The organism is Spirosoma validum (genome assembly GCF_014699035.1).
Classification (GTDB): Bacteria; Bacteroidota; Bacteroidia; order Cytophagales; family Spirosomataceae; genus Spirosoma; species Spirosoma validum.
Genome location: NZ_JACXAA010000007.1, coordinates 165,220 through 179,929 on the forward strand (window position 1 = coordinate 165,220; position 14,710 = coordinate 179,929).

At 48.9% G+C, this 14,710-nt stretch carries 13 protein-coding genes; 3 read left to right on the forward strand and 10 right to left on the reverse strand.

Annotated elements, in window-relative coordinates; translation table 11 throughout:
* Positions 1-133: 133 nt before the first annotated feature.
* The 3 genes from thrS to IC230_RS19290 all read right to left on the reverse strand — a co-directional run bounded on the left by thrS (position 134) and on the right by IC230_RS19290 (position 4,377).
* A complete protein-coding gene (gene thrS, locus IC230_RS19280; protein WP_191040680.1) occupies positions 134-2,077 on the reverse strand; it encodes a threonine--tRNA ligase in 1,944 nt (647 codons plus the stop codon).
* Positions 2,078-2,218: 141 nt separating this feature from the next.
* The gene (locus IC230_RS19285) at positions 2,219-3,487 is read right to left on the reverse strand and encodes a tetratricopeptide repeat protein (RefSeq protein WP_223860719.1); all 1,269 of its coding nucleotides are present in this window, start codon (positions 3,485-3,487) and stop codon (positions 2,219-2,221) included.
* On the reverse strand, positions 3,484-4,377 hold the full coding sequence (locus tag IC230_RS19290) for a class I SAM-dependent methyltransferase (RefSeq protein WP_191040681.1): 894 nt from the start codon (positions 4,375-4,377) through the stop codon (positions 3,484-3,486). The genes IC230_RS19285 and IC230_RS19290 overlap by 4 nt, the downstream gene beginning before the upstream one ends.
* Before the next feature lie 347 nt (positions 4,378-4,724).
* Here IC230_RS19290 and IC230_RS19295 point away from each other — a divergent pair, with 347 nt between their 5' ends.
* The 3 genes from IC230_RS19295 (at position 4,725) to IC230_RS19305 (ending at position 7,150) form a co-directional block, all read left to right on the forward strand.
* Positions 4,725-5,816 (forward strand): alpha/beta hydrolase, encoded by a 1,092-nt coding sequence (locus IC230_RS19295; protein ID WP_223860720.1) that lies wholly within the window; start codon positions 4,725-4,727, stop codon positions 5,814-5,816.
* Positions 5,817-5,850: 34 nt separating this feature from the next.
* A complete protein-coding gene (locus IC230_RS19300) occupies positions 5,851-6,567 on the forward strand; it encodes a DUF92 domain-containing protein (protein WP_191040682.1) in 717 nt (238 codons plus the stop codon).
* Between the two features lie 160 nt (positions 6,568-6,727).
* The gene (locus tag IC230_RS19305) at positions 6,728-7,150 is read left to right on the forward strand and encodes a hypothetical protein (RefSeq protein WP_191040683.1); all 423 of its coding nucleotides are present in this window, start codon (positions 6,728-6,730) and stop codon (positions 7,148-7,150) included.
* A gap of 43 nt (positions 7,151-7,193) precedes the next feature.
* Here IC230_RS19305 and IC230_RS19310 read toward each other — a convergent pair whose 3' ends face one another.
* The 7 genes from IC230_RS19310 to IC230_RS19340 all read right to left on the reverse strand — a co-directional run bounded on the left by IC230_RS19310 (position 7,194) and on the right by IC230_RS19340 (position 14,579).
* Complete coding sequence (locus IC230_RS19310) at positions 7,194-8,375, reverse strand: MFS transporter (RefSeq protein WP_191040684.1); 1,182 nt, start codon at positions 8,373-8,375, stop codon at positions 7,194-7,196.
* A gap of 39 nt (positions 8,376-8,414) precedes the next feature.
* Positions 8,415-8,825: an EVE domain-containing protein gene (locus IC230_RS19315; RefSeq protein WP_191040870.1), complete on the reverse strand. Its 411-nt coding sequence runs from the start codon at positions 8,823-8,825 to the stop codon at positions 8,415-8,417.
* A gap of 117 nt (positions 8,826-8,942) precedes the next feature.
* The gene (locus IC230_RS19320) at positions 8,943-9,521 is read right to left on the reverse strand and encodes a DinB family protein (protein ID WP_191040685.1); all 579 of its coding nucleotides are present in this window, start codon (positions 9,519-9,521) and stop codon (positions 8,943-8,945) included.
* Positions 9,522-9,915: 394 nt separating this feature from the next.
* Positions 9,916-10,518 (reverse strand): CAP domain-containing protein, encoded by a 603-nt coding sequence (locus tag IC230_RS19325; protein ID WP_191040686.1) that lies wholly within the window; start codon positions 10,516-10,518, stop codon positions 9,916-9,918.
* Between the two features lie 189 nt (positions 10,519-10,707).
* A complete protein-coding gene (locus tag IC230_RS19330; RefSeq protein ID WP_191040687.1) occupies positions 10,708-11,412 on the reverse strand; it encodes a SanA/YdcF family protein in 705 nt (234 codons plus the stop codon).
* Positions 11,413-11,781: a VOC family protein gene (locus IC230_RS19335; RefSeq protein ID WP_191040688.1), complete on the reverse strand. Its 369-nt coding sequence runs from the start codon at positions 11,779-11,781 to the stop codon at positions 11,413-11,415. It abuts the gene before it with no gap.
* A 77-nt stretch (positions 11,782-11,858) separates the two neighbouring features.
* On the reverse strand, positions 11,859-14,579 hold the full coding sequence (locus IC230_RS19340) for a DNA gyrase/topoisomerase IV subunit A (protein ID WP_191040689.1): 2,721 nt from the start codon (positions 14,577-14,579) through the stop codon (positions 11,859-11,861).
* Between the last annotated feature and the right edge of the window lie 131 nt (positions 14,580-14,710).

Sequence of the window (14,710 nt, forward strand, 5' to 3'; positions counted from 1 at the left end):
TGGATAACATAGCGAGTTATAAAAAGTTCGGGAAACTATTGAAAATACTCATTCTAGTCAATAGTCGTCAGGCAATGGTACGTAGTGAGCTAGTCGCTAGCCATCACGTACTATCGCCCGACGATTCAATAACTTACATTTTTACTTCTGCCTGGAAAGCTTTGACAAACTCCTCAACGCTCATGCTGCCGAGATCACCCTGGCCTTTACGCCGGACAGAGACTTTGCCATCAGCAGCCTCTTTCTCACCAACAATAAGCATATACGGCACTTTATTTACCTCCGCATCCCGAATTTTCCGGCCGATTTTCTCGTCTCGTAAATCCACAAAACCACGAATATCGTGTTCCTGTAGACTAAAAAACAGATCGTTAGCGTAATCTTCGTACTTCTCCGAAATCGGCAGAATCGCAATCTGATCGGGCGACAGCCAGAGCGGAAAATTACCAGCTGTGTTTTCGATCAAAATCGCAATAAACCGCTCCATCGAGCCAAATGGCGCCCGGTGAATCATGACAGGCCGGTGCTTCTGGTTGTCGGCGCCAATGTATTCCAGTTCAAACCGATTGGGCAGGTTATAATCGACCTGAATGGTACCGAGCTGCCACTTCCGACCGAGTGCATCCCGCACCATGAAGTCAAGCTTAGGCCCGTAAAAAGCGGCTTCGCCTAACTCCGTTACGGTCGGTAGCCCTTTTGCGGCTGCCGATTCAATAATGGCCGACTCCGCTTTTTCCCACAGATCGTCAGAACCGATATACTTCGTTTTGTTTTCAGGATCACGTAACGAAATCTGCGCACTATAATCCTCGAACCCAAGTGATTTAAAGACATAGAGCACCAGGTCGATTACCTTCATGAACTCGTCTTTCACCTGATCGGGGCGACAGAAAATGTGAGCGTCGTCCTGCGTAAAACCACGTACGCGGGTTAACCCGTGTAACTCGCCCGACTGCTCGTATCGATACACCGTTCCAAACTCGGCTAAACGTAGCGGCAAGTCTCGATACGAACGCGGTTTGGTTTTGTAGATCTCGCAGTGATGCGGGCAGTTCATTGGCTTCAGCAAAAACTCCTCGTTCGGATCGGGGGTTCTGATTGGCTTAAACGAATCCTCGCCGTATTTCTCCCAGTGACCCGACGTTACGTAGAGTTGTTTACTGCCAATATGGGGGGTTACGACGGGCGAATACCCTGCCCGTATCTGCGCCTTTCGCAGAAAGCTTTCCAACCGTTCGCGCAGCATGGTTCCTTTCGGAAGCCACAAGGGCAACCCCGCTCCTACTTTCTCCGAAAAGGCAAATAACTCCAGCTCTTTACCCAGCTTGCGGTGATCGCGCTTTTTGGCTTCTTCGAGCAGATACAAGTAATCGTCGAGTTCTTTCTGTTTGGGGTACGTAACCGCGTAAATCCGGGTCAGCTGCTTATTTTTTTCGTTACCGCGCCAATAAGCACCCGCTACGTTCATCAGTTTAGCGGCTTTAATGAAACCCGTGTTCGGAATGTGTGGCCCCCGGCACAAGTCCGTAAAATCGCCCTGGGTGTAGAACGTAATAGTCCCGTCGTCCAGGCCTTCAAGCAGATCGAGCTTGTACGGGTCACCTTTTTGGTCAAAATAAGCGATAGCGTCGGCCTTACTCACTGGCTTGCGGATATATGCCTGTTTCTGGCGGGCCAGTTCAAGCATTTTATCCTCTACCTTCTTGAAGTCTTCCTGCGAAAACGGCTGTCCACCAAGATCTACGTCATAATAAAAACCTGTTTCAACGGCGGGTCCAATACCAAACTTCACGCCCGGATAGAGCGCTTCGAGTGCTTCGGCCAGTAAGTGAGCCGATGAATGCCAGAAGGTTGATTTACCTTCCGCATCATTCCACGTCAGAAGTTGGACGTTGGCATCCTGATCGATAGGACACGTGGCATCCTGCACAACCCCATTGACTTTGGCAGCCAGCACATTACGCGCCAGACCTTCACTAATTTGAGCAGCAATTTCTAACCCAGTGCTTCCTTTGGGATATTGCCGAACGCTACCGTCGGGTAACGTAACGCGGATTTGTTCGTCCTGCGCAATCATTTCGTACTAATTTAGTTTGTGGGTACCCGCAGCTTACCTACAACTGTAAGCCACTTAACTTTTTAGTGAAGAATGAAGAATACTTCAGTGATTGTTATTCTTCATTTTTCACCGCACCGGCGGCCCGGTCTTCATGCTTCACTAATTCAACGGTTTTACGCTTCGTCGGAGCGAATCGCTGGAGCCGGTTGACGTTCGAGCTTTTGGCTGAATCGTCGAAATACGCACCCGACTCGTATCCAGTTGCGTACGACTTTTGGCTGCGTTGACGGCTTCGTCCGATGCTTCTGGCAAAAATAAGGAGTTCCGCGAGTATTGTCGACGACGTGACCGCCATAATCCCGCATTGGCCTGTCGATCAGCTACATTTTGCTGGGTCGCTTTAGTGTAAGCCTCAATGGCCAGATCATACTGCCCCAACTGCTCGTAGCAATAGCCAATGTACGTATCAATACGTGGAAATTGGGGCCTTAGTTGCTGAACTCGCTGATAGCTTGCCAGCGCGGGATAATAACGTCGGTAAGCCTGGTTAATCAATCCCGTCTGAAAATACGCCTGATAATAAGTCGGTTGTACTAGTATAGCTTGTTGATAACAGGCAATTGCGCTGTCGAGTTTCCGGGATGTGTGGTAAATAAGCCCCCGGCCATAATAGAGCCTGGCGTTGTTCGGAAAATACCGTAGCGCCTGGCCGTTGTAGACTAAAGCAGCATCGGGGTTACGCAGGGTCCGATACAGCGAAGCCAACTGATTATAGGTTTCCAGATAGCGCGGTTTTAATCGCAGTGATTGTTGATACAGTGTCAGCGCCTGCACCGTATCGCCCTCGCGAGCCGCTAAGAGACCTTTAAAAAAATAAGCTTCTCCATCGTAAGGAGCCATCTGCAACGCTTTCGCTACGTATAGTTTCGCTTTGTCGAATTGATTTTGCTGTTGCAATAAATCGCCCTGCAAGGTATACAACTCCGGCGTATCGATCCCCAGAATCTCAGCGCGTTGTGCGTTCTGCAAGGCTTTGTCGGGTTTACGAAGGGCCCGCAGAATCTGGGCACGTGTCAGGTAATACGATCCGGCGTTATCATTTCGGCTGATCGCTTCGTCAATGTCCTCCAGCGCATCGGCCACGCGTCCCATCGCTAGCAAAATAACGGCCCGTTTAGCATAGGCAGACGCAGGCGACGACTGATTGATGGCTCTCGTTAGGGCACGTAGCGCGCCCTCGGCCCGGCTACTATCACCCGGTTTCGGGAAATCCGGAATACGAGCCGACTGCCGGTTGTCGTTACCGCACCCAACGAGCATGAGCACTATAAAAAGCGAAAGAGCCAATGACCAAATTGGTGAAAGAGCTTTACGCCAGCCAGTCACTCGTTCATTCGTTCGTTCGTTCGCTCTTTGACGTTTCCTCATGACGAGAACCGATAAAACACCCCCAAAGGTAGTTTCTTTTGCGCCTGATCGGTAACGGCTAACTCGCCCCACTCGGAATTCGGTACGTTACCGAAGATCTGCTGGATGAGGTTGTCCAGAATAAGTGACGAGAATCCTAACGAATAGAGGTTAATGATAAAAAAGAAATCCGATCGGTCGAGCAGATCAGCGCAGGATTTAAGCAAATCGTTCAGATGCTCTTCCAAGACCCATTTTTCCCCATCGGGTCCGCGACCGTAGGCAGGTGGGTCCAGAATGATACCGTTATACCGATTACCACGCCTGACTTCACGTCGAACGAATTTAACTGCATCTTCCACCACCCAGCGAATATTGTCCAACTCGCTATGATCCATGTTCTCCCGAGCCCAGCTGATAACCGGCTTTACGGCATCGACATGCGTTACGTCGGCTCCGGCCTGGCGGGCGGCTAATGAAGCTCCGCCCGTATAGGCAAACAGGTTCAGCACCTTCGGCCGCGGAACATCCACCGAAAGCGCCTTGATTTTATCATGAATGTAGAGCCAGTTATCGGCCTGTTCAGGAAACAGGCCGACGTGCTTGAACGTAGTCAGCGCCAGTTTGAATTTCAGGTTCAGGCCTCCTTGCCGAAATCGAACGTACCAGGGATCACGCATATCCGGCGTGGTCTGCCAGTCCCCCCGCTCAGGTGACTGGCGATCGCGCCGAAAAATGGCATGCGCCCGACGCTCCCAATCGTTGTCTGACAGGGACTTATTCCAGATGGCCTGTGGTTCGGGACGGGACAGGATGAAGTCGCCGAAGCGTTCGAGTTTCTGGAAATCGCCCGAATCAATCAACTCGTATTCGTCCCAGGGGGCCGGGGTAATCAGTTGTATACTAACCATATTTCGCTAAAACGTACATCGGACCACAGAAGCGGTCGAAAGTCTTCCGTTGTACGTTATCAGAATCAGAACTGCTTGCTAATAAGTAAGACAGGGGAATGCACCTCAGAAAGAGGGTTCACCCTGTCTTACCTAGTCAGCTATATTGGCAAATTGACCGATGAATCAAGTCTATTTCGTAAAGCACAAAATTACGATCCTCTACGGATATTCGCTATGGAGAGAATCAACATTCCTATAAACTCTCTGCCCGTCAACGCGTCAGGTGTAGAAGCGTAGTCAGTTGAAAAGACGAGCATAAGGGATTTATTTTAGATTAGATATATCAGCGCATCCACTTTTGGTTCATGTCTGCTAATTCGTTTGCCATGAATCGAAACGTGCCTGTCAATCCTTCCTTTTATCGGTATGCCCTTACCGGTATCTTTCTGCTGCTTTTCTTTTCAGCTGTTCACAGTCAAACATCACTACGGGGTTCAGTAGAACGTATCAAAGTACACGGAAAAGGGCTGGAAGGTAATCTGGAAGGTGATTCACCCGATCGGGACGTATCGATTTATTTGCCTCCCAGCTACAAAGCCGAGTCAAAGCGTCGTTACCCGGTCGTCTATTTTTTGCATGGATTTACGGATAATGATGCACAGTGGTATGGCGTTACCAAGCACTGGATCAATCTGCCAACTGTTGTGGACAAGGTTTTCAGCGAAGGTCAGCTACAGGAAATGATCATCGTTACGCCCAACGCATGTACCCGTTATCGGGGCAGTATGTATTCCAATTCAGCAACGACAGGGAATTGGGAGGATTTTGTGGCAAAAGAACTGGTAAGCTACATTGATCAGCACTACCACACGATTCCCAAATCGACTAGTCGTGGCCTGGCCGGCCATTCGATGGGCGGTTATGGGAGTATGCGGATTGGCCAGAAACATCCGGAAATTTTTTCCAGTCTCTATCTCCTCAGTCCCTGTTGCCTCACGCCCGGAAACAATCGACCCGTGAGTCCGGAAGCGATTGCTAAGCTGGAAGCCGTCAAAAGCCCGGAGGATATTGAGAAAGCGGATTTTGGCACCCAGGCTACGTTCGCTTCAGCAGCAGCCTGGTCACCCAATCCGACCAAGCCCCCATTTTTCGCAGATCTGCCGATTGAAAATGGACAATTGCAACCAACTATTGCCGCTAAGTGGGCCGCTAACGCTCCTTTGGCCATGATTGATCAGTACGTAACAAACCTGAAGCAACTGACGGCGCTGGCCTTTGATGCGGGCAACCGGGATCAAAGCATTGCGGCTAGTATCAAGGTTTTAGATCAGGTGCTGACCAGCTATAAGCTCCCCCATACGTATGAGGAATACGAGGGCGATCACCTGAACCGCATTGCCGAACGTATTGAACAAAAGATGCTTCCATTCTTTTCCAAAAATTTATTGAAGCGGTAAGCCTAATCTGGTCAACCCCTTTCATCAACTACGTATGCAGCTACAGTACTGGCTTGTATTGAGCATTCTCATCGTGGGCATGTTCCTGAGTGTAAAAGCAGGTAAACTCAACCAGACAGGAGCCTTAACCGGGGGTGTGTTAGGATTCGCTATTTTCCTGGGAGCTGGCCTAACCGGCTTAGCGATGCTGGGTCTGTTTTTCGTTTTAGGTTCGTTTGTTACCTCCTGGCGACTAAAAGACAAAGTAGCGGTTGGTCTGGCGGAGCCAAACAAAGGTCGACGAACGGCTTCGCAAGCCATGGCCAATGCGGGCGTAGCGGGCATTTTAGGATTACTAGCCTGGCTCTATCCGGCCAAAGCCGATTTATTTCGACTCATGTTAGCCGCGGGTTTTGCGTCAGCAACGGCGGATACGTGTTCGTCCGAATTAGGCAATGTATATGGCCGCCGATTTTATAATATCCTTACCCTACGACCCGATTCGAGAGGATTAGACGGTGTAATTAGTCTCGAAGGCACTTTGCTAGGATTTCTGGGAAGCTGCCTGATTGCGGCTTTGTATGCCATTGGATTTGGCTGGAGCTGGCATGTCATCTGGATTTTAGTGGCCGGCACAATCGGCAATTTATCCGACTCCGTGTTGGGAGCTACGCTCGAACGTCAAGGTTCCCTGCCCAATGACGCGGTCAATTTCCTCAACACGCTGGTGGCTGCATTCGTGGCTATGTTCATTTATTTTGCCTTCCAATGACCAGTTGCTTTCCCTGGCTTTAGACAAAGCAGATAAACGGATAGGGTCAATTAGTTCACAATTAACAAAACTCAGCTAACCAGATGACGAGCGTCAGAATGGAGGCCAAGTAAAGCACCTACTTTTGCCGTAGAACGTTTTCACTATCCATTCTACGACAATGACAGACTTACTGCTCACGCTGGCGATGGAAGACGAATTTTCGGACGACCCAACCTGCCGAAATCAGGACCAGCCTTGGATAAAATCGACAATAAACACAGAATTGGAAATAGAGCAGCTCTTAACCATTCTGGTCGAGCTACTGCAACACCTTACGTATCGAAGGCTGCAACAACGCGCTATAGACTATTTCAATGCACTAAGCCAGCTCAAAAATCGCTTTCAGCGTTTACGCCTTAACGTAACCTGCGGCATGAGCTGTCTGGGTTTATCGAAAGACCCCTGTTTTAATCCATCCATCAATGAATACACGACGAGGGTTATTGACGCACAACTGAGTAAGCTAACCGAATCGCTCGACCGCACCAAGACGGGATGCTACCAATTTTTATCGCGGCTGGTAACGCTGAATTTATTTTAGAAGCGACCTGGCACTACGTGGCTGATCAGTGTGCTCCATCTAGTCAATCACATTGGCTCATTCGTCGCATAGCAAGAAGTCCTAATACCGGTCCGGGAAGCAACATATAGAACAGCCAGCCCGACATACCAACCTGGTCGATTAACCAGGCCATCAATTGGATGGATATTACGGTGAGGAGAAAGCCAAAACACGTAACCAGGGTTAGAACGCTTCCCCGGTTTTCTGTACTGGCATAATTGGCAACGAGGGTTGAAAACTGGGGCGAATCGCCAGCTACCGAGGTTCCCCAAACCAGCAGAAACAGGCCAAACAGAAAAGGTGGGGCCGCTATGAACAGCGGTGTCAGGATGATACACAAGCCTGATATTAGCAACAGAAGCCGGGCAACCTGTGCACTCCCGACTCGTAAAGCAAAATAGCCGCCAACTACGCATCCTAAAGCCCCTGCTGCAATAGACCCAAACGCCCAGAGCGAACCCATTAACGCTACGTCAGAATGTTCTTGTTTGTAATAGACAATCAGAGTCGGTAGAAAAGCCCAAAGGGTGTATAACTCCCACATATGGCCGAAATACCCCAACATAGCGGGCCGAAAGCCCGATGGTTTAACCAACGAAGTCAGTACCTGGAAGCGAAAGAAACGGCCACGAGCCTGACCAGACGTAGTGGGTACAACCCACGTCAACAAAATGCCTCCACTCACAGCTAGTAGACTGACGGAAAGCATCAACGTACGATAAGGCAAACTTGCGTCTAGTCCACGTATCAGGTGCGGAAAGGCCGTCCCTAAAACCAGTGCCCCCACCAGAAACCCCATTGCTTTTCCTAAAATAGATTTAAACCGGTCGGCGGCAATCTTCATACCTACAGGATAAACGCCTGCCAGGAAAAAACCCGTCATGAATCGGCTAACTAGAATCGTTTCAGCCTTTATCGGCAGAAACAGCCAGCTCAGATTCACAAAAGCCGCTAACGTAACGGATACCAGAAAGACATAGGTTGACCGAAAACGGTCGGGTATAGCCAGTAACGCGTAGAGCAACGTACCGGTAATGAAGCCAATTTGTACCGCGGAAGTAATCCAACTGGTAAGCCCAGTCATCTTCAGCAGGGGTTGAAGTTCGGGCAGGATGGCATTCCCGGCAAACCAGAGAGACGTACCGGCAAATTGGGCGAATACAACAACCAATAGCTGAACGTTGATTCCCGGGGAAGCACGCATTTCCAAAGATAGGTAGTCAAGTTTTATGCACTCAACGGCTTATTCTCTGCCCATTGCCAAAATCAGTTCAAATTCATTCGGGCGGACAGGCATCACCGATAAGCGGGATTGTCGAATCAGACTGAGGTTGGCCAGGAGGGGTTCGGCTTTAATCTGCGCCAGTGAAACCGGTTTTTCCAGCGCCATAACAGGCTCCAACTCGACGACCACCCAACGCGGATCATCGGGTGCGGTTGGGTCCTGGTAGGCCTCTCGCACTACCTTCGCCAACCCAACGACGCCCGGACTGGTGATGCTATGATAAAACAATACCTGATCGCCCAGTTGCATGGCTTTCAGATTGTTACGCGCCTGGTAATTGCGTACGCCATCCCACACAGCGCGTGCCTGTTCAGTAAAATGATGCCACCCGTACTTATCGGGTTCGGATTTAACGAGCCAGAAATTCAATGATAGTGAAGAATGTAGACCGGGCCGCCGGTGCGGTGAAATGTGAAGAATAATGTAGAGGAGGTATTCTCCAGTTTTCACCGCACCGGCGGCCCGGTCTACATTCTTCACTATATTTCAGTAATAATCGTCGTGTTCTTGACTACTGCCATACGTTGAACCGTAATCGTCGACATCGTCATCGTCGTCATATTTTGAGCCGGTTCCTTTGAAGGATAATGCTTTTCGAAGGATCATGATCTGGCCGGTATGGTACATATCGTGGTTGATGATTCCGTGCAGCATGTCATAATACGTATAATCACGCCCCGGTACGATATCTTCCAGAAACTCATCATCGTCGCGCTTGTCGAGTTCGTTAACGAGTTCCTCCTGGCTTAGACTCAATTCCATTTCGAGAGCTTCCCACTCGAAATCATCAATTTTCTCGGGCAACGCGCCAAAGTTTTTATCGGGTGTTATGATGTCAAATTTTTCGTCGCCCTGCATTTTCTTCACGCAGAAAATCCGCCAGCTGGTCATGTGAAAAACCAGTTCGGCGATGCTGTGCGTGTTGGGGGCAATCCGACGACCAGCCATATCGGGCGTTACGCCACTTAGTACGTCGACCACCGACGGGCCATGCCAGGCTTCTTCCCCCTCGTAGGTGGTATTTAATAAATCGATAATGCGAATTAGTTCGTCGTTAGAGACCATAGTTAATAGCAGTAAAGCTGGCTAATCCGATGGCTGCAACTCGGTTCAGTATACAACATGGATACGTTCCTATAATCGGGAATCAGCGTTTTTTTACTCAATCACCACCGTGCTTGTGATCGGTGTTACGTGCCCACAAAGGTAACCCATTCTTGGCGGGCTTCCGAAAAAACCAGCAAACACTTTAGCGTCGTCTTTCTAATTTCTGTTGTTATATACTCTAAAAGGCAATCGCATGTTTTAGACAGTTATCCGTTAAATCGGGATAAGTGTTTGTGAATCTTTTGCTTCCAGTAGGTCGGATTAAAACAGAGCCGCCTATCCGTTTTCCATTTTACTGGAGTCGGATAGGCGGCTCTGTTTTGATTTAACGGTAATTTAACGGTATTGCCACTTACCGGCGCGTACCAAAGTCGGTCACCCAATAATGTTTATACGTACTGCTGGCACTGTAGGCATAGCCAACCCCTACGTTTTTGAAATTAGCGCTCATTATATTTTTACAGTGTCCTTCTGATTTCAACCAGCCATCGACCACGGCGCGGGTTGTTGAATAACCTGCTGCAATGTTCTCACCGGCCGCACGCCAGACATATCCTTCACGTGTCATCCGATCCCAGGGTTGCGAGCCATCCCGACCGGTATGGCTGAAGTAGTTATACGTAGCCAGATCGAGCGCAAATTTGTCCGATGCCGAGTTAAGCTGACTATCTAAGGTCAAAGCAGGAACTGCCGGGTAGGTAGTAGTGCCACACTTGCAGGGCATTGACCGAGCCTGATTAATATAGCTTAGTACTTCCTGCTGTTGGGTCGTGGTAGCCAGCGCGGCCCGTGCTCCAGCCAGATCTGGCGTAGCAACAGAGCCTGTACTCGTTACGTCTTCGTTATACACGGACGACATAACTGGCGCAGGCGATTGCACTGATTCACGATCTGATTGGCAGGCAGCTGTGGCAAATAGCACGGCAGCTACTCCGAAATAGTACGTAAACTTCATAATGTATCTTTTAGGATTTGTTGATTAAACGGTAGGTTATTCGTAATTATTATAAGCGAAATCAGAATACTTAAATTATAAATAACCTATAGTCATCATAAAGTAACAAATCCAATAAGGACATGCTAAACGCTGCCATCAATAAGCATGACGACCGCTCCTTAACCAGCCAAAATAACTAATGAAGATTTACGGATTCCGCCGATACTGCCAATTACCCTTCTCAGGCTGGGGCCGGAATACGTATACATCGAGCATGGCGTATGGGCGGGCCAGGTACTCGCGGATCAGAGTGCGGAATGAGTATCCGTCTGGTACGTCCTGAGCGGCAAAGGCAATGGCTTCTATCCCTTCGTGATTGCCGATGTAAAGCGCACGGGCGTTGTGGAAATTCTGAGAGATGATCGTAATTTTTTCCTGATTGAAGACGTCCTTACAACGTACTACCGAATCGAACGTTCGATACCCGGCATAATCGAGGGTCATAATCGAAGCTGGGACTCCAAGTTTTACTAAGGCCCGCTGCATATCAACCGGCTCGTTATAGTACTCGGAATCATTGTTGCCGCTCAGGATCAGATATTTTACCTTACCTTCTTTCCATAGCCGGGCCGTAGCCTCCATCCGGTACCGAAAAAACAGGTTTTCTTTGCCCGTTCTGACAAATTTGCTGGTGCCTAGCACTAATCCAATATCGTTTGATGGGAGTTTATTGATATCGAAGTAGGTTTGATTGCGGGTGTTATAAACCACGATCCAGTTACAGATCAGCACAACCATCGACCCAACAAATAGAACAACAATAACGGCTTTAATGATCCGCTTGGCTACACGGACGCCAACCGCTTCGTGCGGAGGTTCATCACTGTAGTTAGTAGCCAAAGTCGTGTTCATTTATGCCAGACTAAAATGTGGGTCCTCAATTAAGCCGAGTACGTTACCAAACGGATCTTTGATCGCTGCCACTTTGATGCCCTCTCCTACTTCCTGAACATCAGTATGAGCGGTAGCGCCCAACTCAAACAAACGCTTTAGATCAGTCTCTATGTCGGCAACGCCCCAATACGTTATCGTACTGCCTTCCACCGTCGGAATGTCTGGATCAAGCCCCAACTCATAGCCGCCGACATTAAAGCCAACGTAATAGGGTTCATCAAAATAAGGCTCGATCCCCAGCGCTTTTGTATACCACTCTTTCGTTTTTATAAGGTTAGTAGCCGAATAAATTACCGTTCGTAACCCTAAAATTTTTGCGTCGGCCATAGGTTAAGCTTTATACATTTACGATAGGCTGGCCGAGCCGTATTTCTGGCATCAGCCCATCATAAACGGTAGACTATCTACGAAAACAATCCTAACTGTATCGACTCTTTTTCGTCAGTATCCGTTGCAACAGCGTTAACAGCAACCGGATCAATCGATACAGCCGGTTTCACATTCTCTTTGGCAATTTTGGGCGGCAAACGTTTAACGTCTTTAATTCTGGCAAACGGAATTGGTTTCCCCAACGCCTTCCAGCCGCGTATGTCAATAAATCCTTCGGTCTCCAGCGTCATCTTCTCAACCGGGCCCCGCTCCTTCTCCTGATAAACAATCTCAAAACGTGGCGATTGATCGGCCGTCACGGCTAATGCCTTAGAACCTTTTACGTCGCCAATGAAACTGAACTTCTTGTCCACTGTCGTCGTCTCAACCTTAAATCGCTTTACGTACCAGGCTTTCTGGTTGGCTTCGTAATAAATGGCCGACAGTACAGTTTCCGGATCGAATTTCTGCAATACGGCAATGGTATTCGGTTCGTACCGATTGGTCAGATCAAACGTCGTCAGTTCATACTGTCCTTCATGATACACGACCAAAATACTATCTTTCGCGTCGAAATTTCCTAATAATCGACCGCGTTCGTCGCGGTTGAGCCGTCCGAGGTGTTCGTCATACCAGATATCTACGCCACCGAGGGTCGAAACGCCACCCGTCTTCTGCGTGATTTTCCGGACCGGATACTTCGTCAGAATATTCCCCTGTGCCGATCGATTTTTGATGGCAATGGACGCAAAATCAAAGTCGAATTGTTTGATTTTGGCTGAGCTCTGTGCCGTCAGATTAACCATTATCACTTCCGCTTCTCCATTGTCGTTCGCGCTGAAGTACGTCATTTTCGACTTCGGATTACCCATCGTTAGGTCGTACTCTCGGTCACGCGTGATGGCCGTAACAGGAAAACGCTTAACCATTGAGATACCCGATTTGCCATCCAGATAAACGACGTTGTAAATCTTACGTTCGTCGTTTTTCTTGAATACGGAAACATACACGATCTCCTTCCCGACAAAGACTTTTTCCGCGACTTTAACAACCATACACTTGCCATCGCGCCGGAACACGATGATCTCGTCAATATCAGAGCAATCGCTTACGTACTCGTCTTTCTTCAGTCCGTAGCCAATAAACCCACCTTCGCGATCGACGTACAGTTTTTGGTTAGCCGCAGCCACTACGCTTGCGGCAATGGTATTGAACGCCCGTATTTCTGTTTTGCGCTCGCGACCTTTGCCGTATTTCTTCTGTAACTCTTTGAAATAATTGATGGCATACCGGGTAATGTTCGCCAGGTTATCCTCCGTTTCGGCCAGTTCCTGTTCTAACCGGCGCATCAACTCTTCCGCCTTGAAACCATCGTATTTAGAAATACGCTTGATCTTGATTTCGGTTAGGCGAATCAGGTCATCCTGCGTAATAGCCCGATAAAATTGCTTTTTAAAGGGTTTGAGTGCTTTATCAATCGTTTCCAGTACAGCCTCGAAGGTTTCACACTCTTCAATTTTGCGATAGATCCGATTCTCAATAAAAATCTTTTCGAGCGAACTATACAGCAACCGCTCCATCAACTCACTACGCCGAATTTCGAGCTCGCGTTGCAACAGCTGCACCGTTTGGTGTGTGTTGACGCGCAAAATATCCGCTACGCTGACAAAGTGCGGTTTATCACCGATGATGACGCAGGCGTTGGGTGAAATCGACACTTCACAATCTGTGAAAGCATAAAGCGCATCGATCGTTACGTCAGGTGAGACGCCCGGCTGTAGGTGTACCAGAATTTCTACGTCTCTGGCTGTATTGTCCACCACAGCCGCGGTAGTCCGGCTCGGTGCTTTAATGCGAATTTTTCCAAGCTCGGCAGCCTTTACAATCGAATCAATCAACTGCGAGGTGGTTACCCCAAACGGTACGTCGCGGATGGCCAGAGTTTTCTTATCGAGTTCTTCAATTCGGGCACGCACCCGGACTTTACCGCCCCGGTGTCCGTCGTTGTAATTACTGACGTCGACCAGACCTCCCGTTTGAAAATCGGGGTAGAGCGTAACGGGCTTATCCTTCAGAATCTGAATCGAAGCATCGATCAGCTCATTGAAGTTATGCGGCAGAATTTTGGTTGACAAACCAACGGCAATCCCTTCTACCCCCTGGGCCAGCAATAAAGGAAACTTAACGGGCAACGTAACGGGCTCGCGCTTACGACCGTCGTAAGACAGTTGCCATTCCGTGGTTTTATCGTTGTAAATGGCATCGAGTGCAAACTTCGAGAGCCGCACTTCAATGTAACGTGGAGCCGCAGCGCCATCACCCGTACGGACATCCCCCCAGCTCCCCTGCGTGTCGAACAGCAGTTCTTTCTGGCCGATATTGACCAGCGCTTCGCCAATCGATGCATCGCCATGCGGGTGATACTGCATGGTCTGCCCAATGACGTTAGCCACTTTGTTAAAGCGGCCATCGTCCATCTCCTTGAGGGCATGCAGAATCCGGCGCTGAACAGGTTTTAGACCATCTTCAACGGCAGGTACGGCCCGTTCGAGAATAACGTAGGAAGCGTAATCGAGAAAGTAATTTTCATATAAGCCTGACACGACGGTCTGATCATGCAGGAGTCCATTGGTCGTATTGGCTGGAAGTTCATCAGGTTCAATGGCGTCTGTCAAGTCTACCCCATCCGCAGAAAATTCCGGGAGAGAGGGCTCGTTTTCGGCATCCATTGGTTGTTCATTTTCTTCGTTTACCATTATTTTCTGTAGCAGCTATTCCGGGTGAATAAGCGGTGGATATAACAAACTTACGTATAGCCTTCGGCTCCTTAAATATACAAATAAATTTTCAAAAAAGGGCAAATCAAGCTCAAAAAGGCCAATCTAGC